Annotated in this window: 21 protein-coding genes; 14 read left to right on the top strand and 7 right to left on the bottom strand. The window is 70.1% G+C overall.

The genetic code is table 11. The features are described from left to right. Positions 1-2: 2 nt before the first annotated feature. The 5 genes from ACCO44_RS09845 to ACCO44_RS09825 form a co-directional block, all read right to left on the bottom strand. Positions 3-1,202 carry an ROK family transcriptional regulator gene (locus ACCO44_RS09845; RefSeq protein WP_372469394.1) on the bottom strand — a complete coding sequence of 400 codons (1,200 nt, stop codon included), beginning with the start codon at positions 1,200-1,202 and terminating at the stop codon, positions 3-5. A 312-nt stretch (positions 1,203-1,514) separates the two neighbouring features. After that, positions 1,515-2,522, bottom strand: a complete 1,008-nt coding sequence (locus ACCO44_RS09840; protein ID WP_262002605.1) for a hypothetical protein — start codon at positions 2,520-2,522, stop codon at positions 1,515-1,517. Continuing rightward, the gene (locus tag ACCO44_RS09835; RefSeq protein ID WP_029273921.1) at positions 2,519-3,754 is read right to left on the bottom strand and encodes a hypothetical protein; all 1,236 of its coding nucleotides are present in this window, start codon (positions 3,752-3,754) and stop codon (positions 2,519-2,521) included. The genes ACCO44_RS09840 and ACCO44_RS09835 overlap by 4 nt, the downstream gene beginning before the upstream one ends. Next, positions 3,744-4,403, bottom strand: a complete 660-nt coding sequence (locus ACCO44_RS09830) for a response regulator transcription factor (RefSeq protein ID WP_029262528.1) — start codon at positions 4,401-4,403, stop codon at positions 3,744-3,746. Before ACCO44_RS09830 ends, ACCO44_RS09835 begins: the two co-directional genes overlap by 11 nt. A gap of 40 nt (positions 4,404-4,443) precedes the next feature. Further along, entirely contained in the window at positions 4,444-5,691 is a 1,248-nt protein-coding gene (locus ACCO44_RS09825; protein WP_372466446.1) for a class I SAM-dependent RNA methyltransferase, read from the bottom strand. 23 nt (positions 5,692-5,714) lie between these two features. Between ACCO44_RS09825 and ACCO44_RS09820 the strand changes: the two genes are divergently transcribed. Continuing rightward, positions 5,715-6,353 carry a nucleoside triphosphate pyrophosphatase gene (locus ACCO44_RS09820; RefSeq protein WP_372469393.1) on the top strand — a complete coding sequence of 213 codons (639 nt, stop codon included), beginning with the start codon at positions 5,715-5,717 and terminating at the stop codon, positions 6,351-6,353. 78 nt (positions 6,354-6,431) lie between these two features. Further along, positions 6,432-8,198, top strand: coding sequence for a biotin carboxylase N-terminal domain-containing protein (locus ACCO44_RS09815; RefSeq protein WP_029262531.1), 1,767 nt, complete (start codon positions 6,432-6,434; stop codon positions 8,196-8,198). 60 nt (positions 8,199-8,258) lie between these two features. Here the strand turns inward: ACCO44_RS09815 and ACCO44_RS09810 are convergent, their stop codons facing one another. Beyond that, positions 8,259-9,707: an NAD(P)H-quinone dehydrogenase gene (locus ACCO44_RS09810; RefSeq protein WP_029262532.1), complete on the bottom strand. Its 1,449-nt coding sequence runs from the start codon at positions 9,705-9,707 to the stop codon at positions 8,259-8,261. Between the two features lie 48 nt (positions 9,708-9,755). Here ACCO44_RS09810 and ACCO44_RS09805 point away from each other — a divergent pair, with 48 nt between their 5' ends. The 3 genes from ACCO44_RS09805 to ACCO44_RS09795 are packed head-to-tail and all read left to right on the top strand — an operon-like array spanning position 9,756 to position 12,525. Next, positions 9,756-10,589: a purine-nucleoside phosphorylase gene (locus ACCO44_RS09805; RefSeq protein WP_029262533.1), complete on the top strand. Its 834-nt coding sequence runs from the start codon at positions 9,756-9,758 to the stop codon at positions 10,587-10,589. Beyond that, positions 10,586-12,259, top strand: coding sequence for a phospho-sugar mutase (locus ACCO44_RS09800; protein WP_372466445.1), 1,674 nt, complete (start codon positions 10,586-10,588; stop codon positions 12,257-12,259). The genes ACCO44_RS09805 and ACCO44_RS09800 overlap by 4 nt, the downstream gene beginning before the upstream one ends. 2 nt (positions 12,260-12,261) lie before the next feature. Further along, the gene (locus tag ACCO44_RS09795; RefSeq protein WP_029262535.1) at positions 12,262-12,525 is read left to right on the top strand and encodes an HPr family phosphocarrier protein; all 264 of its coding nucleotides are present in this window, start codon (positions 12,262-12,264) and stop codon (positions 12,523-12,525) included. Positions 12,526-12,533: 8 nt separating this feature from the next. On the opposite strand, the gene ACCO44_RS09790 is transcribed toward ACCO44_RS09795, so the two are convergent. Then, positions 12,534-14,456: a transcription antiterminator gene (locus tag ACCO44_RS09790; protein ID WP_372466444.1), complete on the bottom strand. Its 1,923-nt coding sequence runs from the start codon at positions 14,454-14,456 to the stop codon at positions 12,534-12,536. A gap of 166 nt (positions 14,457-14,622) precedes the next feature. Here ACCO44_RS09790 and ACCO44_RS09785 point away from each other — a divergent pair, with 166 nt between their 5' ends. From ACCO44_RS09785 to ACCO44_RS09745, 9 genes are all read left to right on the top strand, one after another. After that, a complete protein-coding gene (locus tag ACCO44_RS09785) occupies positions 14,623-14,940 on the top strand; it encodes a PTS sugar transporter subunit IIB (protein WP_372466443.1) in 318 nt (105 codons plus the stop codon). Beyond that, positions 14,937-15,218 (top strand): HPr family phosphocarrier protein, encoded by a 282-nt coding sequence (locus ACCO44_RS09780; RefSeq protein ID WP_105710872.1) that lies wholly within the window; start codon positions 14,937-14,939, stop codon positions 15,216-15,218. The genes ACCO44_RS09785 and ACCO44_RS09780 overlap by 4 nt, the downstream gene beginning before the upstream one ends. Then, positions 15,215-16,906, top strand: a complete 1,692-nt coding sequence (gene ptsP / locus ACCO44_RS09775) for a phosphoenolpyruvate--protein phosphotransferase (protein WP_372466442.1) — start codon at positions 15,215-15,217, stop codon at positions 16,904-16,906. Before ACCO44_RS09780 ends, ptsP begins: the two co-directional genes overlap by 4 nt. Continuing rightward, positions 16,903-18,531: a PTS mannitol transporter subunit IICB gene (locus tag ACCO44_RS09770; RefSeq protein WP_105710874.1), complete on the top strand. Its 1,629-nt coding sequence runs from the start codon at positions 16,903-16,905 to the stop codon at positions 18,529-18,531. Before ptsP ends, ACCO44_RS09770 begins: the two co-directional genes overlap by 4 nt. Next, positions 18,528-18,962, top strand: a complete 435-nt coding sequence (locus ACCO44_RS09765) for a PTS sugar transporter subunit IIA (protein ID WP_372466441.1) — start codon at positions 18,528-18,530, stop codon at positions 18,960-18,962. Before ACCO44_RS09770 ends, ACCO44_RS09765 begins: the two co-directional genes overlap by 4 nt. Continuing rightward, positions 18,959-20,116, top strand: coding sequence for a mannitol-1-phosphate 5-dehydrogenase (locus ACCO44_RS09760; RefSeq protein WP_372466440.1), 1,158 nt, complete (start codon positions 18,959-18,961; stop codon positions 20,114-20,116). Before ACCO44_RS09765 ends, ACCO44_RS09760 begins: the two co-directional genes overlap by 4 nt. An 85-nt stretch (positions 20,117-20,201) precedes the next feature. Next, a complete protein-coding gene (locus ACCO44_RS09755) occupies positions 20,202-21,494 on the top strand; it encodes a flavin-containing monooxygenase (RefSeq protein ID WP_372466439.1) in 1,293 nt (430 codons plus the stop codon). After that, the gene (locus ACCO44_RS09750; protein ID WP_372466438.1) at positions 21,491-22,441 is read left to right on the top strand and encodes a bile acid:sodium symporter family protein; all 951 of its coding nucleotides are present in this window, start codon (positions 21,491-21,493) and stop codon (positions 22,439-22,441) included. The genes ACCO44_RS09755 and ACCO44_RS09750 overlap by 4 nt, the downstream gene beginning before the upstream one ends. Next, positions 22,441-23,406 carry an SDR family oxidoreductase gene (locus tag ACCO44_RS09745; RefSeq protein WP_372466437.1) on the top strand — a complete coding sequence of 322 codons (966 nt, stop codon included), beginning with the start codon at positions 22,441-22,443 and terminating at the stop codon, positions 23,404-23,406. The genes ACCO44_RS09750 and ACCO44_RS09745 overlap by 1 nt, the downstream gene beginning before the upstream one ends. Positions 23,407-23,412 lie beyond the last annotated feature (6 nt).

Here is a 23,412-nt window from a genome sequence, read left to right as displayed (position 1 = left end):
GATCAGTGGTCGAGCAGCAGCGCCGATGCTCGCGGGCTGAGCACGGAGTCGAGTACCACGCAGCCGGCCCCCACAGCGGCGACATCGTCACCGACGACCGTCCCGTCCACGGGCAGCGAGCGCACCGCACGTGTGGCGCTCGCCCGTTCGAGCCGGTCGGGGATCTCCCGCAGGTAGACCTCGGCCAGCCGCGACCAGAATGGGCCACCGAAGACCACACGGTCCACGTCGAGCATGTTCGTCAGCCCGGCCGTCAGCACCGCCATGTGCGCCGCGGCCCGCGTCAGCACACCGTCGGCGAGCTCATCGCCGTCAGCCGCCCGCTGACACAGCTCCGTGAAACGCGCGTCCACCGCCTCGACATCGCTGAGCTCACGATCGTCGCGGAACACTCCCGCCCGCTCCGCCTGCGCGACGATCGCCTGCGGCGTGCAGACGACCTCGACGCACCCACGGGAGCCGCACGTGCACGGCGGTCCGTCCGGATCGACGATGAGGTGTCCGATCTCTCCGATGTTGCGGGTGCTTCCGGGGACGGCTTCCCCGTCTCTGGCCAGCGCCGCCCCGATACCCGTGCCCAGATACACGAACACGAAGGAGTCGTCGGCCGACGCCCTCCGCGTCCAGAGCTCGCCCACCGCGGCGGCGGTCGTGTCCTTCTCGAGTACCACCGGGAGGCCGATCGCCTCGGCCAGCACGGAGCGAAGCGGCACGCGGTTCCAGCCGAGCAGCTTCGGCGGGTCGATCACGGTGCCCTTCTCCGCATCGAGGGGGCCGGGCGCCGCGACCCCGACACCGGCGATCGATGCCCTGTCGATGCCCGAGACCGTGATGAGCGCGTCGACCGTCGCCGCCATGGCCTGGACGATCCGAGGAGGTTCCATGGCCGGGGTGCGCACGCCGACACGCCGCACGACCGCACCGGACAGGTCGAGGAGCACGAAAGTCATGAGGGCGGGATCCAGATGCACACCGACCGAGAAGCGGCTGTCCGCGACGAGCCGCAGCGTGACGCGCGGCTTGCCCGGTCCGTTGATCGTGCGCCCGGCCTCGCGGATGAGGCCTTCATCGAGCAGCCGCCGCGTGATGTTGGTGACGGTCTGCGCCGACAGACCCGTCGCTGCGGCGAGCTCGATCCGGCTCGACCCCTCACCGGACTGACGGATGGCCTCCAACACGACGGACTGATTGAAGTCGCCCATCCGCGGAAGATTCGTGCCCCGGCGCGTTCCCATCGTCCAATGATCCCCCATCGGCGGGGAAATCGTGTCCCCCAAAATACCTACAGACAACGATTGGAAGAACCCTCAGACTGAATGAGACGCTTCGCGTTCGGCTGGTCTCTCTGTCCCAGGGTAGACAGACGCTGATCGGCCACCAGCGGACGGTTTTCGGGTAACTGTCCGCACGGCGAGGGGCAGGCGGATACGCCGCCCCTCGCCCACTCTCTACCGCCTCGACTCCGGTCTCCTCCCCCACCGGAGCCGAGGGGCGGCGCGCCGCGTCGGTGGGGGTCAGACCGCGGCGGCGTCCCGCAGGATCTCGTGCCACAGGTCGACGGAATCATCGTCGCCGGAGGAGCGAGTGCCGGCGCGGCCGACCACGGTCACGGCGACGCGAGGATCACGAGCCGAACGGATGATGAGGCGAGCGCTCCGGGCACGGATGAGCACGGCGGCCAGCTCATCCCGGATCTCGACCCGTCGCGCCTCGTCGATGCCGTCGAAGCCGCCTTCGTCGAACACCGTCACGACCGCGCCCCGTCGACGCGCGCTGTCGATCGCATTCCGCACCGCATCGTTGAGCAGATCCGCACCGCGCAGCTCATCCCGCAGTCGCCCCTCGGCCAGACGGGCATCCAGGCGCTCCTGATCGTCCAACGACCCGCGAGACGCCACCACACGGCTCAGGACGGGCCCCGCGACAGCCAGAGCGAACTGCGTGCGCAGGCGCCGTTCACGCTGACGCACCCGTTGCGTGGCGTGCCAGGCCGAGACCGCCTGCTGGATCTCGGCGAGGCGTTCCGTGTCGCGGACCGCGCGATCCCAGAACATCACGAGCAGACGGGCGACGACGACCCACATGATCGAGCCCACCAGACCGAGGCTCAACGCGACACCGAGGCCGAGATAGGCGGACGTCGCCGCCACCAGGACCGCCAGCGTCGCCCAGCCGACGAGGAACCGACGACGGACGACGCACACGACCCCGAGCAGGCCGAGTGCGCCGATGTACCAGGTGGCGAACGGTGCAGTGCGGTCGGCGGGGTCGAGCGCGAACGTCACCAGCGCCGGGATGACGGCACTGGCCAGCAGCGCGAGCACGGCCGACCACAACGGCATCCGCACCGTAGTGGCGCTGCCGAGGATCGCGATGTTGACGACGACGAGGTAGAGACCGATCGCGAGGACCATCGCCAGCGGTGCGGTCGGCTGCTCGATCCACCAGATACCGCGCGCGACGAAGTACAGCGCGAACCCGACGGCGAGCGAGGTGGCGACGCTGCGGACGGTGCGGTTCACGAGCGCTCCCAGCCCAGGACCACGATCGTGCCGTGCTCGTCGGATCGGATCTCCGCGGTGCCCGCGACGCCGGCCATGCGAGCGAGGATGGACGCCCGGATGCCGAGACGATCCGCCCCGATGCTCTCGACGTCGAAACCCGGCCCGGCGTCGGACACCGTGACGGCGATCCCCTCGTCGCCGTGCCCCTCGGCGACGATGTGCAGGCCGCGCCCGCCGGCATGTGCGACGGCGTTGCCGATGGCCTGACGCGCGGCGAGCACCAGGGCCCGGGCCGCGCGACCGGGAATCAGCCCGATCCCGCCCCGCTCCTCGACGATCGCGTCGGCGCCGAGTTCGGAGAGCGCTCGACGCAGCTCCACCACGATCTGCGCCGTCCCGATCGGCTCATCACTCCCCTCCTGCGCCACCGCGGCTTCGGTGTTCGCCAGCCGGGTGAGCGCTTCGCGCGCCATCGCGACAGCGAGCTCCTTCGCCCGATCGCCTTCGGCGCGCTCCGCGGCGATCAGCGCAGCCAGGACGCTGTCGTGCATGAGTGCCGACATGGCCACCCGCTCCTCCTCTGCGGCAGCAGCAGCGGCGGCGGTCGAGTACGACGAGACCGCCTGACCTCTGGCCTCGTCCACGCCGGCCGCGACCGAGCGGAACATCCAGCCGAGCGAGATCATGACCACGCCCAGGATCAGCGTGAACGACACATCGAACGCGGTCGTCACCCAGAACTCCCGCGAGAACTCGCCCTGGACGAGTCGGACGTACCCGTAGACGAACGGCATCCCCGCCGCCCAGGCGAACTGGAGTCGCAGGGGGAACGCGAGCATCGCCGCGACCACGCCGACGTTGACGAGGAAGAATATCCACGGCTGATCCCCCGCACTCTTGTCGGTCGGATCGACGACGGTCGGCCATGCGGCCAGGGCCAGGACGTAGATCACGGCGAAGACGCCGGAGAAGAGGCGGACACCGCGCCCGATCAGACACGCGGCGAGCATCGCCGCCAGGGGCACGAAGACCGCGGCCAGGATCACGGCATCCGCCGCATCGGTACGCAACGGAGAGCTCAGCGCGGCGATCAGAGCCTGCACGCCGAGCGCAGCAGAGCCGATCGCCACGACGATCGCGAGGATCCGCTCCATTCGCTTGCCGGTGAAGCGCTCGAACTCGGTGTCCGCGCTGCCGGGCGAGGGGATCTTGCTCCAGGCATCGCGGATGCTGAGCGGATCAGCGGGCACTCGCCGCCCCGTCGGCCGCGACGATCCCGTCCTCCATCGCCCGACGGAGGAGGTCCACCTTGGTGGGTGCCGGACGACCGACCTCGACGTACTTCACGCGGACGCGGGTGATGTTCTCCTTGGCCGTGGAGTAGGCGACGCCGAGACGTTCGGCGACCGCCTTCAGCGGCAGTCCCGTGGCATAGAGCCGGAGCACCTCGCGCTCGCGAGTGGAGAGCTGCGCGTCGGCGAACGCCCGATCGCCGTCGACGGCGCTGGCCCATTCGACGTTGTTGAGCGCTTCGCCCTGGGCGACGGTGCGGATCGCATCCAACACGTCGTCGAGAGCGGATGACTTGCTGACGACGCCGGCGGCGCCGGCCGAGAGCGCCTCGCGCACTGCTGCGGGACGGTCGGCCACGCTGTGGATCACGACGCTCGCCCCGTCGTTCACGAGCGAGGTCACGTTCTCCGTCACGGTCGACCCGTCACCGAGAGTGAGGTCGAGCACGACCACGTCGGCCGGAGCGGACGCGGAGGCCACTCGCCACTCGAGGTAGGAGACGACCGTGCTGCCGGAGAACACCACCGTCTGCGAATCACGCGCGCACGCGGCCTCGAGGCCGAGGCGAACGGACTCGTGATCGTCGATGAGTGCGACCCTGCTCATCCACCCAGCCTAGTGAGTACCCGGCGGCGGCCGGGATCGGTCACCGGGTGAGGAGCGCGACGACCTCGAAGTGGTGCGAGTGCGGGAAGAGGTCGAAGCCGCGCAGCCGGTCGACCTTCCACCCGAGGGTCCGGAACGTCCCGAGGTCTCTGGCGAGGGCCACCGGGTCGCACGCGACGTACGCGATGGCCTCCGGCGCGAGGGCGTGCACCGCCTCGACGACCTGGCGCCCGGCCCCGGCACGCGGCGGGTCGAGGATGACGGCTCCGGTGCGCCCACCGCTCTTCTGCGTGGAGAGGAAGCGATCCACGCGCGCGGTCACGGCCTTCACATCGAGCGGGGCGAGGTTGGCGGCTGCGTGCTGGGTGGCCCGCGCACTCGACTCGACCGTGACGATGTCGGAGCCGCCGAGGTCGGCGAGGGTCGCAGCGAAGAGTCCGACACCGCCGTAGAGGTCGTAGTGCGTCTTCTGCTCGTCGACGTGCCCCTCGAGCACGCCGTAGACCGCGGCGTCGAGCACGGACGCCGCGCGCGGGTGCACCTGCCAGAATCCCGTCGCATCGACCTGGAAGCGGCGGTCGCCGACGACCTCCTCGATCACTTCCGGTGTCGGGCGGCGACGGAAGCCGCGAGCGACCTTCGCCGGCCGCTCGGTCTCCTCCCGCCGGATGACGCGGACTCGGCCGTCGGCCGGTTCGACGAGTTCGATGCGTCCCGGCGCCTCGCCGTGCAGGGCAAGTGCGGCCTCGGCGATGGCGGGACGCGAGAGCGGGTAGCTGGTGACGGGGATCACGCGGTGGCTGCGCGCAGCGAACGGACCGACCTCACCCGACTCGTCGACGTGCAGGGTGACGCGGGTGCGCCAGCCGGTGCCGTCACCGGAGTCGACGGCCTCGATCTCGGGAGCGACGAGACCTGATCCCGCGAACCGGTCGAGCGCCTCCGTCAGCACCTGGCGCTTGAGCACCCGCTGGTACCCGAGGTCGATGTGGCCGAGATCGGCTCCGCCCGGGCGGTCCGCCGGATCCCGGGAGAGATCGGCCTCGGCCCAGATGTGCGGACGGCGATGCTCCGACGCGTCGAGGACCTCGATCGTCTCGGCCCGCCAGAAGCTGCGGGTGGAGGCGTCCGCGCCCTCCTGCGGGGCGATCACCCTGGCACGGACACGCTCCCCGGGGATCGCATCGGAGACGAAGACCACGCGGCCCTCATGGCGGGCGACGAAGGTGCCCCCGTGTGCGATGCCGGTGATGTCGAGTTCGAGCACGTCGGCTGCGGAGGAAGTCATTCTTCGAGGATACGGTGGTGGACATGCGCGTCTGCCTCGCCTCCACCTCTCCCGCCCGACTGATGCTGCTGCGGCAGGCGGGGATCGAGCCGCTCACCCTCTCTCCCGATGTCGACGAGGATGCCGTCGCCGCAGCCGCCGAGGCCGAACGCGGCGCCGCGCTCGCCCCCGCCGAGCTGGTGCTGCTCCTCGCCCGCGCCAAGGCCGCAGCGGTCGCCCGCAGTCTCGCAGAGGAGGGCGAGTTCGACGGTCTCGTGATCGGCGGTGACTCGATGTTCGCGCTCGGCGGGCGGGTCTACGGCAAGCCGTACACCGCGGAGGAGGCCACCCGGCGGTGGGAGGAGATGCGCGGCGCGACCGGCATCCTGCACTCCGGGCACTCGGTGTTCCGGGTCGTTCCCGGCGCGGAGCCCGTCGAGGCGACCGCCGTCGCCGAGGCGGCGGTGACCTTCGCCGAAGACGTGAGCGACGCGGAGATCACGGCCTACGTGGCCTCGGGCGAGCCGCTGCACGTGGCGGGAGCCTTCACCGTGGACAGTCTGGGCGGCGCCTTCATCACCCGGGTCGACGGCGATCCCTCGACCGTCGTGGGCATGTCCCTGTCGACCGTGCGGCGCCTGGCCGCGGAGCTCGGCGTCCGATGGACGGATCTGTGGTCGTAGACTCCCCTCCACGTTTCCCCCACTTTCTTGTGGGGAGTCGTCAAAGGGATCGAGGGCCTTCTCGCTAGGCTGGCAACCATGCCTGCTATCGCCAAGGTGCTCGTCGCCAACCGCGGCGAGATCGCCGTACGCATCATCCGCGCCGCTCGAGACTCCGGGATCGCGTCGGTCGCCGTCTATGCCGACCAGGATCGTGATGCCCTGCACTCCCGTCTCGCAGACGAGGCGTACGCGCTCGGCGGCTCGACCAGCGCCGAGACGTACCTGCAGATCGAGAAGATCCTCTCCATCGCCCGCCGCGCCGGTGCCGACGCCGTGCACCCCGGCTACGGGTTCCTCGCCGAGAACGCCGAGTTCGCCCGCGCCATCATCGACGCGGGGATGACCTGGATCGGTCCGTCGCCCGAGGCGATCGAGGCCCTCGGCGACAAGGTGACCGCGCGTCACGTCGCCGAGAAGGTCGGCGCTCCCCTCGCGCCCGGAACCCCCGGTCCCGTGGCCGGAGCCGACGAGGTCATCGCCTTCGCGAAGGAGTTCGGCCTCCCGATCGCCATCAAGGCGGCATACGGCGGCGGCGGACGTGGCCTCAAGGTCGCCCGCGAGCTCGACGAGGTCGCCGAGCTGTTCGAGTCGGCCACCCGCGAGGCCGTCGCCGCCTTCGGTCGCGGCGAGTGCTTCGTCGAGAAGTACCTCGACAAGCCGCGCCACGTCGAGACGCAGTGCCTGGCCGATGCCGAGGGCAACGTCGTCGTCATCTCCACGCGCGACTGCTCGCTGCAGCGCCGCCACCAGAAGCTCGTCGAAGAGGCTCCTGCACCGTTCCTGACCGAGGAGCAGAACGACCTGCTCTACTCGGCGTCGAAGGCCATCCTCAAGGAGGTCGGATACGTCGGTGCGGGCACCTGCGAGTTCCTGATCGGTGCCGACGGCACGGTCTCGTTCCTCGAGGTGAACACCCGCCTGCAGGTCGAGCACCCGGTCTCCGAAGAGGTCACCGGCATCGACCTGGTGCGCGAGCAGTTCCGCATCGCGGCCGGCGGCACCATCGACTACGACGACCCGAAGCCGCAGGGCCACTCCATCGAGTTCCGCATCAACGGCGAGGACCCCGGTCGCGGGTTCCTCCCCCAGCCCGGTCCGATCCACGTCTTCAAGACCTTCGGGGGTCCCGGCATCCGCCTCGACTCCGGCGTCACCGCCGGCGACTCGGTCTCGGGCGCGTTCGACTCGCTGCTCGCGAAGATCATCGTGACCGGCAAGGACAGGGCGGAGGCGCTGGAGCGCTCCCGCCGCGCACTCGACGAGTTCGAGGTCGCCGGTCTCCCCACCGTCATCCCGTTCCACCGCAAGGTCGTCCGCGACCCGGCATTCACGGCCGAGAACGGCGAGTTCGGTATCTTCACCCGCTGGATCGAGACCGAGTTCGTCAACGACATCCCCGCGTGGGACGGCGAGCTCGAGTCGCCGGCCGCCGGCGAGTCGCGCCACACCGTCGTCGTCGAGGTCTCCGGCAAGCGCCTCGAGGTGAGCCTGCCCGACCGCGTGGCGGTCGCTCCGGGCACCGCGGGTCGCCCCGCCGTCGTGCCGCCGTCGCGGCGCAGCCACGCCACCACGGCCAACGCGGGCGCATCCGGCGACGCGGTGAAGTCGCCCATGCAGGCCACGGTCGTCAAGATCGCCGTCGAAGACGGTCAGCAGGTCGTCAAGGGCGATCTCGTCGTCGTGCTCGAGGCGATGAAGATGGAGCAGCCGCTGCAGGCGCACAAGGACGGCATCATCGGCAACATCAACGCGGATGCCGGTTTGACGGTCTCCGCCGGACACCAGCTGCTCACGATCAGCTGATCCCCGCCTACGAGAAAGGCGCCCCACCGAGGTGGGGCGCCTTTCTCGTCGTCCGGTGTCTCAGGAGATGTTCACGAGGTGCATCGCCCGGCTGGCATCGGTGATGCTGCTCGAGAGCGACGGGTATGCCGCGAACACCCGCGAGACCTGGTCGACCGTGAGGCGACGCTCGACCGCCACAGCGATCGGATAGATCAGCTCGGAGGCCTTCGGGGCCACGATCACGCCGCCGATGACGGTGCCGGATCCCTTGCGGGCGATGAGCTTGACGAAGCCGTCCTTGATGCCCATCATCTTGGCGCGGGGGTTGGCCGCGAGCGGGAGCTTGTAGACCATGCCGTCCGCGACGCCGTCCTCGACGTCCTTCACCCCGTATCCGACCGTCGCGATCTCCGGAGCGGTGAAGATGTTCGAGGTGATCTTGATGAGTTCCAGCGGGATCACGATGTCACCGAGCGCGTGGAAGACGGCCGTGCGCCCCTGCATGGATGCGACCGAGGCGAGCGGGAAGAAGTTCGTGCAGTCCCCGACCGCGTAGACGTTGGGCACCGAGGTGCGCGCGACCTTGTTCACCCGCACGTGACCCGAGTCGTCGAGCTCGACGCCGGCCTCCTCCAGGCCGATCCCCGCGGTGTTCGGGATCGAGCCCACCGCCATGAGGCAGTGGCTCCCCTCGACCGTGCGACCGTCGGACAGCGTGACGGTCACGCCCTCCTTCGTGGCCTCGACCTTGTCGGCACGGGACTTCGAGAGCACCTGCATCCCGCCGCGCTTGAACACCTTCTCCAGGACGCTCGCCGCATCCTTGTCCTCACCGGGAAGCACCTGCTCGCGGCTGGAGATGAGCGTGACCTTGGCGCCGAGGTTCATGTAGGCGGAGGCGAACTCCGCGCCGGTGACGCCGGAGCCCACGACGATGAGGTGTTCCGGCAGCGCTTTCATGTCGTACAGCTGCGTCCACGTGAGGATGCGCTTGCCGTCGGGCTTCGCGGAATCGAGCTCACGGGGCGACGCCCCCACGGCCACGACGATGGTGTCGGCCTCGACGCGGTCGAAGTCGGTGCCTTTCTCGCCCGTCGACACCACGATCGCGGTGGGACCCTCGAGGCGCCCGTGCCCGGAGAGGATCCGGACGCCGGCTTCGAGCAGAGTCGCCCGCATATCCTCGGACTGCTGCCCGGCGAGCGCGATGAGACGCTTGTTGACGGCGGCGAGGTTGATCGCGATCTCGGGCTTGAGCGGCTTGCCGTTCTCCCCCTTCGCGTAGAAGTTCACCCCGAGGTCGCTCGCCTCGGAGATGGCCACTGCGGCATCAGCCGTCGCGATCAGGCTCTTGGAGGGCACGACGTCGGTGAGGACGGCCGATCCGCCGACTCCCACCCGCTCGACCAGGGTCACCTCCGCTCCGAGCTGAGCGGCCGCGAGAGCCGCCTCGTAACCGCCGGGACCGCCGCCGAGGACGGCGACGCGCTGAGTGCGCTCGAAAGTGGTGGAAGACATGCAACCCATTCTTCCGCAATCCTGGCCCCGGAGCCTGCACCTTCCTAGAGTGGATCCATGCCCGAAACGCACAGCAATCCTCTCGATGACCCGACCGCGAACCCGTTCGAGGTCGCCGCCCAGGCCGCCGCCGACATCGCGCGTCTGACCGGAGTCGAGAATCACGACATCGCCCTCACCCTCGGCAGCGGCTGGGGCAAGGCCGCCGACATCATCGGCGAGACCGTCGCGACGATCCCCGCCACCGAGGTGACCGGGTTCTCGAAGCCCGCGCTGGAGGGACACGTCGGCACGCTCCGCAGCATCCGCACGCCCGGGGGCAAGAACGTCCTCGTCATCGGCGCCCGCACCCACTACTACGAGGCCCACGGCGTCCGTCGCGTCGTGCACAGCGTCCGCACCGCCGCCGCCACGGGGGCCAAGATCATGGTGCTCACGAACGGCGCCGGAGGCATCCGCGAGACGTGGACGCCCGGCCAGCCGGTGCTGATCAGCGACCACATCAACCTCACCGCCGACTCCCCGCTCGAGGGAGCGACCTTCGTCGACCTGACGGACCTGTACGCGAAGCGCCTCCGCGACATCGCGCGCAGCATCGACCCGATGCTCGACGAGGGCGTGTACACCCAGTTCCGCGGCCCGCACTACGAGACCCCGGCCGAGGTGCAGATGGCGAAGCACATCGGCGGACACATCGTCGGCATGTCGACCGCTCTCGAGGCGATCGCCGCCCGCGAGGCCGGCATGGAGATCCTCGGGTTCTCCCTCATCACGAACCTGGCTGCCGGGATCCAGCAGACCCCGCTCAGCCATGCCGAGGTGATCGAGGCGGGCCGCGAGGCCGAACCGGTGATCTCGGCGCTCCTGGCCAGGGTGGTCGAGGCCCTGTGAGCGAGGAGCGGCTCGCACAGGCGCGCGCCTGGCTGCGACAGGACCCCGATCACGAGACCCGCGACGAGCTCGCCGGTCTGATCACTCGAGCCTCCGGCGGGGACGGCGCCGCCGTCGCGGAACTCGACGACCGGTTCCGTGCGCGCCTCGAGTTCGGAACCGCCGGCCTCCGCGGCGAGCTCGGCGCGGGGAGCAACCGGATGAACCGCGTCCTCGTGGCACAGGCGGCCGCGGGATTCGCCGCGTACCTGCGCGAGAAGGCGGTTCCCGGGCACACCCCGACCGTCGTGATCGGCTACGACGGTCGCCGGAACTCCCGAGTGTTCGCCACGGACTCCGCCGAACTCTTCGCCGGCGCCGGTCTGCACGCGATCCTGCTGCCCCGCCTGCTGCCGACCCCCGTGCTCGCCTTCGCCGTCCGTCACTTCGGCGCGGACGCCGGCGTGATGGTGACCGCGAGCCACAACCCGCCGAACGACAACGGCTACAAGGTGTATCTGGGAGGCGCCGACCAGGGCTCGCAGATCGTCTCCCCCGCGGATGCCGAGATCGCCGCGCACATCCAGCGCACGGCCGACACCGGCTCCGTGGCGGCGCTGCCCCGCTCCACGGCCTACGAGACCGCCGGCGAGGACGTCGTCGAGGCCTACATCGCGGCCACCGCCGCCGTCGCTCCCGCACCTGCCGGATCCTCCGGCATGCGGTGGGTCTACACCGCCATGCACGGGGTGGGCTGGGAGACACTGTCGCGCATCGTCCGGGACGCCGGCTACCCCCAGCCGTTCGTCGTCGACGAGCAGCTCACGCCCGATGCGACCTTCCGCACCGTCTCGTTCCCGAATCCCGAGGAGCCGGGGGCGATGGACCTCGCCTTCGCGCGGGCCCGCCGCGTGAAAGCGGACTTCATCCTCGCCAACGACCCCGACGCCGACCGCCTCGCCGTCGCAGTTCCCGACGACTCCGCCGCGGACGGCTGGCGTCGTCTGACGGGCAACGAGGTCGGGCTCCTGCTCGGCGCGAGGGCCGCCCGCACCGCGGCCGGCACCCCCGGAGCGTCGCTCGCCTGCTCGCTCGTGTCGTCGCCCGGACTGGGTGCCGTCGCCGCTCACCACGGACTCGACTTCCACGAGACCCTGACCGGATTCAAGTGGATCTCCCGCGCCCCCGGCATCGTCTTCGGATTCGAGGAGGCGCTCGGGTACCTCGTGAACCCCGAGACCGTGCGCGACAAGGACGGAGTGTCCGCGGCGGTCGCCGTGCTCGGACTCGCCGCCGAGGCGCGAGACCGCGGGGCCACGCTCGTCGATCTGCTCGATGAGTTGGGCGAGACGTACGGGCACTTCGCCAGCGGCCAGGTCTCGGTGCGCGTCGAGGATCTCGCCGTCATCGGCAATGTCATGCTCGCGCTGCGCTCGCTGCCGCCGACACACATCGCCGGACGCAGCATCACGTCGGCCGAAGACCTGCTGCAGGCGGCACCGGGACAGCCCTCCGGCGACGTGCTGCGGTATCGCCTCGGCGACGGCTCGCGCGTCATCGTCCGACCGAGCGGCACCGAACCGAAGCTCAAGGTCTACATCGACGCCAGAGCGGACTCCGCCGACGCCGCACGCGGTGCCGTGGCCGAGCTCGAGGCGGGAGTGCGCGCCCTGCTCGACGAGCGCTCCTGAGCATGCCCACCCGACGCCTGATCGTCAGCGCGCACAACGGCGCGCACGCCCGGCCGGTGGCCGAGCTCGTGCGACTCGCGCAGTCGCACGGAGCTCCGGTGACCCTGCGCACCGCCGACGGCACGACCGTCGACCTGAGCAGCGTGCTGGCGGTCATGGACCTCGGGATCTCGTCCGGTGACGCGGTCGTGCTCGAGACGGCGGCGTCCGACACCGCGGACGACGTGCTGGATCAGCTCGCCGAGGTGCTCGCGCCTCGGGCGTGAGACGCGGATCAGCCGTCGATCACCGCGACGAGCTCGTCGAGGAAGGCCTCGAACGTGGTGCCCCTGCGGACGATGCGCTGGACGCTCTCGCGCTCGCTGAACACCTCGACCAGCTGCTCGAACACCGTCTGGAACGCCGCCCGGTCGCTCTCGCTGAACGCGGCGAGCGCGACGACCTGCACGCGACCGCCGCCCCACGCGGCAGAGCCGTCCGCCACACCGATCGCGATGGCCGTGCGGGTCGCCGTCATCTGCAGCGCGTGCGGCACCGCGAGCGCATCCGTGAAGGCGGTCGACGACATCCGCTCGCGCACGATCGTGTTCTCGACGTAGTCCTCGCCGATCAGTCCCGCCCGCACCAGGAGACCACCGAGACGCCTGATGATCGCCTCCTCCCCCTCATCCGGCAACGGGAAGACGTAGGCGTCGGCCAGGAAGTAGCGCGCGAGTTCGCCGCGTAGGCGGGTGAGGCGTCGCCCGCGGCGGACGCGTGCGGCGGCCTGCTGGATGCGGTCGACGTCGGCGTCCGTCAGGAACGGCTGGATGCGGACGAATCGGTCGCCCGCATCCCCCGGTTCGATCGTACTCAGGACGAGATCGGTGTCGAAGGAGGTCCAGTCGGGATCGACGTTGGTGACGACGGTCGTGACCTCGATCGCCGAGCCGAGTGAGCGGTCGACGCTCGAGCGCAGCAGCTCGTGCAGCTCCTGGTAGCCGGGGCAGACGATCGTGGCCGTCAGGATCGACTCCGCCTTGCGACTGCGCTCGAGTCGCCCGCCGACGTGCATGGCGATGTAGGCGATCTCATCGTCGTGGATGGGTGTGCCGACGCGGTCGTGGAGCCCGCTCGCAATCGAGACCGCCACCTCGAAGATCATCGGATACGTCGTCTTGAGCGAGCGGGTGAGCGGGTTGCGCGTCAGTGCGCTCTCCTCGGCCCGCCGCAGCAGGTTCTGCACGTGCAGGGCGAGTCGGAGGACGAAGGTCTCGTCCACCAGATCGACCTGGAAGTCTTCGGCGGCGCGGGCGATCTCCGCCCGGACCGCGGCTTCGACAGCCGGGTCCACACCGCTGCGCGCGACCGCTCTCGTCGCGTCCTCCCCCGGCGCGACGATCCGGGTCAGGACCAGGGAGGCGAGGTGACCGCTGTCGCCGTCGCCGAGGACCACGTCGAAGTGCTCGGCGGCGAGCCGGGCGATGACGGCACCCACCCGCGGGATCTCCTCCCGGGCACCCGCCGGCGACGACTCGAGGGCGTGCCCCGCGGCCACCCGCTCGGCGGCGATCGCGATGTGCAGCAGCACGTCGGCGATCGCGAGCTCGTTCACGTAGTAGCCGAGCTCGCCGAGTTCCCGCACCAGTGACGTCTTGAACGGACCGACCGCGCTGGCGGCCACCGCAGACCTCGACAGGGCACGCCGGAAGGTCTCCGGATGGAAGGAGGCGTCATCCATCTCGTCGTGCGCGAGTCTGCTGAGCAGGCGCCGCTGGGCGGCTTCGTTCCCTCGCAGTCGCACCCTCTCGCGGTCGCGCTCGAGCGCGAGTTCGGTGCCGTCGAGCAGACTGCGCACCCTGACCAGGTCCGCCTCGAGAGTCGCCTCACTCACGTGCAGCTCGTCGGCCGTGTCGAACACGTCGATCCCGGCGGGCTCGTCGAGCAGCAGCCGCACGAGCGTGTGCAGACGATCGCGGGGCGCGGACTCGCCGGTCTGGCGCATCCGGAGCGCACCGCGGGCACCGGATCCTGCGCGATACCCGGCCGGGCCGGATTCGATCACGCCGGCCCCCGGGGTCCGTGCGTTCAGCGCTGCCACGTACGACCGGATGCTGCGGGGCGTGACCCCGAGCAGATCGGCGAGGCTGGCAGCCGTCGCCCACCCCTCCTGGCGCAGCAGAGCGGTGAGGAGCAGGTCCTGGCGCTGGCGCGACATGATCCTCCCCTTCCCGCTTTGTGACCGCACTGTCTCGACGTGGTCTCCATGATGTCAGCATGCCGGCATCCCCGGGCGGAAACCGGGGTTCCGCCCGGGCGGAAAGGAACCTGTTGGTGCGGCACCCCTCCTTGTTCCCAGACTGTTCTCAGGAAGGTGGGAATCGATGAGGATCCTCGTGGTGTGCGGCGCCGGCGCGTCGAGCACGTTCGTCGCACTGCGGCTCCGCACTGCGGCGACAGCGGCCGGTCTCGGCTGGGATGCCGTGGCGGGCACCGAGAGTTCCGTCGCCGGCTCCGACCACGACCTCGTCCTCGTCGGTCCGCATCTCGGTGACCGGCTCGAGGCGATGCGCCGCAGCGTGGAAGCGCCCGTCGCCGTGCTTCCTGATGACGTCTTCTCCGACCGTGACGGATCCCGCACCCTCGACTTCGCCCGATCGATCCTCGCCGCCGCCAGCGACACCCCGAAAGGAACATCATGACCGCCACCCGCACCGTACGGATCGGCTCCTCCCACGGACTGCACGCCCGCCCCGCGAAGCTGTTCGCACAGGCGGCCAAGGACTCGGGCCTCGCCGTGACGATCGCGAAGGACTCGGGCAAACCGGTCAATGCCGCCAGCATCCTCGGCGTGATCTCGCTCGCGATCGAGTACGGCGACTACGTGACCCTGACGGCCGACGGCGACGGGGCCGAAGGCGTGCTGGACACGCTCACCGAGCTCCTCACCACCGACCATGACCAGGACGCCGCCGGATGAGCGAGCTGCGCGGGGTGGGCATCGGTCTGGGTGTGGCCCAGGGACCGGTCGTCCGCATGGCCGAGGCGATGCCGGCTCCGGAGAACACCCCGAGCACGGTGGGCGCCGAAACCGAACGCGCGCGAGTACGCGAGGCGGTCGCGACGGTCGCCCGCGAACTGAACGAGCGCGGTGAGGCGGCAGGCGGTGCCGCACAGGATGTGTTGGAAGCGCAGGCGATGATCGCCGAGGATCCGACGCTCCAGGAGGAGGTCGACGAGCGGATCGACGCCGGGGCGACCGCCGAATGGGCGGTGCACGATGCGTTCGCAGGTTTCCGCGCCACACTCGAGGCCGTCGGAGGGTACCTCGGCGAGCGCGCCGCCGATCTCGACGACATCGCGCAGCGCGTCCTGGCGCACCTGCGCGGCGTCGATGCGCCCGGCGTCCCGAACCCGGGACACCCGTTCGTCCTGGTCGCCCGCGACCTCGCCCCGGCCGACACCGCACTCCTGGACCTGGATCAGGTGCTCGCTCTGATCACGACCGACGGCGGGCCGACCTCCCACACCGCGATCCTCGCGAGGGAGAAGGGTATCGTCGCGATCGTCGGCGTCGGCGTCGCGGACGGGACGCAGCTCGTCACGGGCGAGACGGTGATCGTCGATGCCGCCAGCGGCGTGGTCACCCGCGAACCGACGGAGGACGAGAAGGACCGCGCAGCTCAGCGCGCCGCTGCCCGCCAGTCGGCCGACACCGCTCCTCCCACTCCCGGCGCCCTCGCCGACGGCACACCTGTCGCGCTGCTCGCGAACCTGGGGAAGCCCGCAGATGCGGCCGATGCGGTCGTTCGGGGGGCCGAGGGCGTCGGGCTGTTCCGCACCGAGTTCCTGTTCCTCTCCTCGGCACAGGCGCCGACCATCGCCCAGCAACGCGAGTCGTACCGCGAGCTGTTGGCGGCCTTTCCCGGCAAGAAGGTCGTGGTCCGGATGCTCGATGCCGGCGCCGACAAGCCGCTGGCGTTCCTCAACGACGCGCACGAGGAGAACCCGGCGCTGGGGCTGCGGGGCCTCCGGGCGCTGCGCGCGAGCGAGGACATCCTGCGCGAGCAGTTGACCGCCCTGGCCGAAGCCGACGCCGAGACCGACGCCGACCTGTGGGTGATGGCTCCGATGGTGGCCACCGTCGAGGAGACGATCTACTTCACGGGGCTCGCCCGCGAGTACGGACTGCAGACCGCAGGTGTCATGGTCGAGATCCCGGCGAGCGCCCTGCTGGCCGACCGCGTGCTCGCGCACGCCGACTTCGCCTCGATCGGCACGAACGACCTCACGCAGTACACCATGGCGGCCGACCGGATGCTCGGCTCGGTCGCCGGTTTCCAGGACCCCTGGCATCCGGCCGTGCTCCGCCTGGTGCGCGAGGTCGGCGATGCCGGTGCCCGCCTGGGCAAGCCGGTCGGCATCTGCGGCGAGGCCGCCGCAGATCCGCTCCTCGCCGTCGTGCTGGTCGGTCTCGGCGCCACGAGTCTCTCGATGGCGCCCCCAGCACTGGCCGATGTGCGACACGCGCTCTCCGAACGCACCCCGTCCGAGGCGCGGAGCCTCGCCGAGGCCGCCCTGGCCGCCGACGATGCCTCCTCCGCCCGAACCGCCGTGGCGATGCTCGCCTCGGAACTCCCCCTTCACAAGAAAGAGACGACATCATGACGACGACGTCACCTGCCGCCACCAAACCCGGTGGCCTCCGCGTAGGAGTGCAGCGCTTCGGCACCTTCCTCTCCGGCATGATCATGCCGAACATCGCGGCCTTCATCGCCTGGGGCTTCATCACGATGCTCTTCATCGCCGTCGGCTGGCTCGGGTGGTGGCACCCGGTCTCCGACCTGCTCGGTGGCTTCGGCAACGCCGATCTCGTCGGCTGGGAGGGTGCGATGACGACCCTGGCACAGACCGAGGACGGCGCCACCTTCCCGCAGTACGTGGGCCTGGTCGGGCCGATGGTCACGTACCTGCTGCCCCTGCTGATCGCCAACACCGGCGGACGCATGATCTACGGCGAGCGCGGCGGCGTGGTCGCCGTCATCGCCACGATGGGCGTGATCGTCGGCACCAACATCCCGATGTTCCTCGGCGCCATGATCATGGGCCCGCTCGCGGCCTGGATCACCAAGCAGATGGACAAGCTGTGGGAAGGGAAGATCCGCCCGGGCTTCGAGATGCTGGTGAACAACTTCTCCGCCGGCATCCTCGGAATGCTGCTCGCGATCATCGGCTTCTTCGTGTTCGGTCCGGTGATCCTCGGTGTGAGCACCTTCCTGGGCAAGGTCGTCGATTGGCTCGTCGACGCTCAGCTGCTGCCGCTGCTCTCGGTCGTCGTCGAGCCGGCCAAGGTGCTGTTCCTCAACAACGCCATCAACCACGGAGTGTTCACCCCCCTCGGTCTCCAGCAGGTCGAGGAGACCGGCAAGTCGATCCTGTTCCTCATCGAGGCGAACCCCGGCCCCGGCATCGGACTGCTGCTGGCGTTCAGCTTCTTCGGCGTCGGTGCGGCGAAGGCGTCCGCTCCGGGAGCGGCGATCATCCAGTTCTTCGGCGGCATCCACGAGATCTACTTCCCGTATGCGCTGAGCAAGCCGATCACCATCATCGCGCTCATCGCGGGTGGGGCCACCGGCGTGACGACGAACATGCTGCTGAACGGCGGACTCGCCTTCCCCGCGGCGCCGGGCAGCATCATCGCGGTCACCGCCGCGGCCGTCGCACCGGCTGCGGGCGGATTCGCGAACCTGCTGGTGGTCTACCTGTCGGTCGTGCTGGCCGCGACCGTGACCTTCCTGCTCACAGCCGCGTTCCTGCGGGCCTCCCACAAGCGCGACCTCGAGGCCGAGGGCGACACCTTCGGCGACGCGATCGCACAGACCGAGGCGAACAAGGGCAAGTCGTCCGCGGCGATGGATGCGCTGCGAACCTCGACGGCATCGGCCGCGCCCGCTGCGACGGATGCGGTGCCGAGCGCGACCGCCGTCGCCGCCGCACCGATCGAGCGGATCGTGTTCGCGTGTGACGCCGGTATGGGCTCGTCCGCGATGGGCGCCAGCGTCCTCCGCAACAAGCTCAAGAAGGCCGGCATCGAGGACGTGAACGTCACCAACCAGGCCATCGCGAACCTCGATGGAACGGCCGACGTGGTGATCACGCAGCAGCAGCTCACCGAGCGCGCCACGGCGAAGTCGCCGAACTCGGTCCATGTGTCGGTCGACAACTTCATGAACTCGCCCCGCTACGAAGAGGTCGTCGAGATGGTGCGGGCACAGCGAAAGGACACAGAATGAGCGTTCTCACCCCCGAGCAGGTCCGCATCCACCCCGGCGGGGCGACGCGGGACGAGGCGCTCCAGGAGGCCACGGACATCCTCGTCGCCGCCGGAGCCGTGACCCCCGCCTACGTCGACGCGATGCGGCAGCGCGAGGAGACCGTGTCGACGTTCATGGGCAACGGTCTCGCGATCCCGCACGGCACCAACGACGCGAAGGACGCCATCCTCGCCTCGGCCCTGTCGGTCGTCCGCTACGACGGCGGTGTGGACTGGGCAGGCGATTCCGCGACCTTCGTGATCGGCATCGCCGGGATCGGTGACGAGCACCTGGAGATCCTCTCCCGGATCGCGATCCTGTTCTCCGAGGAGGACGACGTGGCCCGGCTCTCCGCAGCACAGACCCCGGAGGAGCTCTACGCCCTCCTCTCGGAGGTGAACGAGGGATGAAGGCGGTCCACTTCGGGGCGGGCAACATCGGGCGCGGTTTCGTCGGGCTGCTGCTCCGCCAGGGCGGATACGAGGTCGTGTTCTCCGACGTCGCCGATGCTCTGGTGGACGCGATCAACGCGGTCGACTCGTACACCGTGCACGAGGCCGGCCCCGGAGGGACCGACCATGTCGTCACCGGTTTCCGAGCCGTCAACAGCCGCACCGATCCCGCCGCCGTGGCGGAGGAGGTCGCGACGGCCGATGTCGTCACGACCGCGGTCGGCCCGACGGTGCTGCGGTTCGTGGCGCCGTCGATCGTGGCCGGACTCGCCCTCCGTTCCCCCGATGCCGCGCCTCTGCAGGTCATGGCTTGCGAGAACGCGATCGGCGCCACCGACCTGCTCCGCCAGGAGATCGCGACGGCGGCGGGAGCGGATGCCGAGGTGCTGCTCCCCCGCGCGGTCTTCGCGAACACGGCTGTCGATCGCATCGTGCCGGCACAGCCTGCAGACGGCGGGGTCGACGTCACGGTCGAGCCCTACTTCGAATGGGCGATCGAATCGGGTCCATTCGGCGGGGCACTGCCGGCCGTCCCCGGCGCGCACTTCGTCGACGACCTGGCGCCGTACATCGAGCGCAAGCTCTTCACGGTGAACACGGGGCACGCCGCGACGGCCTACTTCGGCGCCCGCGCAGGGATCGAACGGATCTCGGATGCCTTGGCCGACCCGGCCATCGCGGCGAGCGTCTCGGCCGCGCTGGAGGAGACCTCGGCTGTACTGGTCGCCGAGCACGGGCTCGACCCCGCCGACCTCGCGGCGTATCGCGCCACGATCCTCGAGCGGTTCCGCAATCCTGCGCTCGTCGACACGGTGCAGCGCGTGGGACGGCAGCCGCTGCGCAAGATCTCGCGGCACGAGCGCTTCGTGGGACCAGCGGCGATGGCTGCGGAGCGCGGCCTGCCGACCGTGGCTCTCGTGGCGGCCGTGTCGGCAGCACTGGAGTTCGACGATCCGGCCGACGAGCAGTCGGCGGAGCTCCAGCAGCTGCTGCGCACGGAGGAGCCCGCCGCCTTCACCGCCCGCACCACGGGCCTGGACCCCGAGCATCCGCTGTTCACGGCCATCCGGGAAGCCGTCGCCGCTCGTCAGCAGCACCTCGGAGCCGCCTGACCTCGCGGAACTCGACGCCCCCGCCCACCCATTACGATCGGTGAGCGGGGCGTTTTTTCGAGCACACTGACGTGCGGGGAGCAGCATGAACAGATACGCCGTGATCGGCGCGGGTCCATCGGGGTTGGCCGCGGCGCGTGCGCTGCAGAAGCGCGGAATCGTGGTCGACGGCTACGAGGCCTCGCACAGCGTGGGCGGCCTCTGGGACATCACCAATCCCCGCAGCACGATGTACGAGTCCGCGCATCTGATCTCCTCGCGCACCACGACGGAGTTCGCCGAGTTCCCGATGCGCTCGCGGGTCGACTACCCCGGCCACCGGGTGCTGAAGGAGTACTTCGACGACTTCGCCGACCACTTCGCACTCACCGGCCTGTTCCGGTTCGACACGCGCGTCACCCGCCTCGAGCCTCGCGACGGCGGTTGGGAGCTGACCAGTTCGGGCCCCGACGGCACGGACACGCGCTGGTACGCCGGCGTCGTCCTCGCCAACGGGACCCTCGCCGAGCCGAACGTGCCGACGTTCCGTGGGGAGTTCTCGGGCGAACTGCTGCACACCAGCGCGTACAAGTCCCCGGAACAGCTGCGCGGCAAGCGCGTGCTGCTGATCGGCGCCGGGAACTCGGGCTGCGACATCGCTGTGGATGCCGTGCATCACGCCGTGTCCGTCGACATGAGCGTGCGACGCGGGTACTACTTCGTGCCCCGCTACCTGTTCGGCAAGCCCAGCGACACCCTCAACCAGGGCCGCCCGCTGCCGGCGCGCATCAAGCAGGCGGTCGACAGCCGCGTCCTGCGGGCGTTCACGGGAGACCCCGTGCGGTTCGGGTTCCCGAAGCCGAACTACCGCATCTACGAGTCTCATCCGATCGTGAACACCCTGATCCTCAACCACCTGGGCCAGGGCGACCTGCGCATCCGCTCGGACATCGACCGCTTCGACGGGCAGACGGTGCACTTCCGCGGCGGCAGCGCCGACGAGTACGACCTCGTGCTGCTCGCCACCGGCTACACCCTGGACTATCCGTTCGTCGACCGGGAGCACCTGCACTGGCAGGGAGCCTCGCCACGGCTCTTCCTGAACGTCTTCCCCGCCTCGTTCAACGGCCTCTACGTGATGGGCATGATCGAGGCGTCCGGCATCGGCTGGCAGGGTCGCTACGAACAGGCGGAGCTGCTCGCCGCCTACCTCGACGCGGTGGAGACCGATCCCACCCGCGCCGCCCGCTTCCGCGACCGGGTCACGGGAACGGCGTGGCCCGATGTCACGGGCGGCTATCACTACCTGGGCCTCGACCGGATGGCGTACTACGTCAACAAAGACGCCTACCGGGGCGCCGTGCGGCGCGAGAAGAGTGCACTGGAGGCCGCGGCATGAACGTCGACGACGTCGTCCTCTCGTTCACGCCCGGCACGCTGACGATCCTCAACGTGGTCCTCGGCCTCATCATGTTCGGCATCGCGCTGGACACCTCACCGAGCGACTTCCGCGTCGTGGCGAAGCATCCGAAGCCGTTCGCGATCGCGATCCTCGCCCAGCTGCTCCTGCTGCCGATCGCGACGTTCCTGCTGACGCTCGTGCTCCCCGTGCCGCCGTCGATGGCGCTCGGGATGCTGCTCGTGGCCTGCTGCCCGCCGGGGAACATCTCCCAGGTGCTGACGCATCGCGCCGGGGGCAACGTCGCCCTCTCGGTGTCGCTCACCGCGGTGGGGAACCTCATCTACATCGTCGCGATGCCGCTGAGCATCACCTTCTGGGCCTCGCTGCATCCGACCGCTCGCACTCTGCTGCGCGACATCACGCTCGACCCGTGGCGGATGCTCCTGGAGATCCTCCTCATCGTCGGTCTCCCCTTCGCCCTCGGCCTGCTCCTCCGTGCGAAGGCACCCCGGTTCAGCGCCCGCGTGCAGCCGTTCGTGAAGTGGTTCAGCCTGATCGCCCTGCTCGGCTTCATCATCGCCGCCCTCGTCGGCAACTGGGCGGTGTTCGTGCAGGTGCTCGGCATCATCCTGCTGGTGGTCGCGGTGCACGACGCGGTGGCGCTCGCGCTCGGCTACGGCACTGCTGTGGTGGGCGGGCTCGGCACCCGCGAGCGCAAGGCCATGACCTTCGAAGTCGGCATCCGCAACGCCGGCCTCGGGCTGGGCCTGGTGTTCCTGTTCTTCGACGGCCTCGGCGGCATGGCGATCGTGGCCGGGTGGTGGGGCATCTGGGACATCGTCGCCGGCCTCGTCCTGGCCGGACTCTGGGCCCGGCATACCAGGAAGCGCACGGGATCGAGCACCGGCGACGCGAGCGGCCCCGCGACCGTCGAGGCCGCCTGATGCCCCGGGTGCTGATCACGGGCGGCAGCGGCTTCCTCGGCTCGCACGTGGCGCTGGCGCTCGCTGCGCGAGACGACGTCGATATCGTGGTCGCCGCGGATCTGCGAGCGGGCGCACCCCGCGCGGGCATCATCGATGCCGCGCTGGATGTGACGGATGCGGCGGCGATCGCCCCGGTGCTGCGGCAGCACCGCATCGACACGGTCGTGCACCTCGCGGCGATCGTGAATCCCGGCCACGACGTCGATCTGGAGTACCGCGTCGATGTGACCGGTTCCGCCAACGTCCTCGCCGCGTGCGTCGAGGCGGGAGTCCGCCGCATCGTGGTCTCCAGCTCGGGCGCCGCGTACGGCTATCACTCCGACAACCCGGAGTGGATCGACGAGGACCAGCCGCTTCGAGGCAACGACGCGTTCCCGTACGCCCGGCACAAGCGGCTGGTCGAGGAGATGCTGGCCGAGCACCGGCGTACCCACCCCGAGCTCGACCAGGTGATCTTCCGCATCGGCACGATCCTCGGTCCGACCGTGCGCAACCAGATCACCGCGCTCTGGGACGTGCGGCGGATCCTTCGCATCGCCGGCTCGGAGTCGCCCTTCGTCTTCGTCTGGGTCGACGACGTGGCGGCCGCGATGGTGCGGGCGGCGACCGACGGCCCGGCCGGCATCTTCAACGTCGCGGGTGACGGGCGGATGACGGTGCCGGAGATCGCCGCTCGTCTCGGCAAGCCGCAGCTCGTGCTGCCCGCGTGGGCGCTGTCGACGGCACTGCGGATCGGACGGACGCTGCGCCTCACCCCACACGGACCGGAGAAGGTCCCGTTCCTCCGGTACCGCCCGGTGCTGGCGAACCGTCGGCTGAAGGAGGAGTTCGGCTACACCCCGCGCCGCACGACGCGGGAGGCCTTCGAGGAGTATCTCCGCACGCACCCGGCCGTCGCCCGGAAGCGTGGTGACGCGGGGTAGCGTTGA

It is taken from the genome of Microbacterium maritypicum (assembly GCF_041529975.1).
GTDB lineage: Bacteria > Actinomycetota > Actinomycetes > Actinomycetales > Microbacteriaceae > Microbacterium.
The sequence above is the reverse complement of the archived record's forward strand: the minus strand, read 5'-3'. Positions and strand labels throughout refer to the sequence as shown.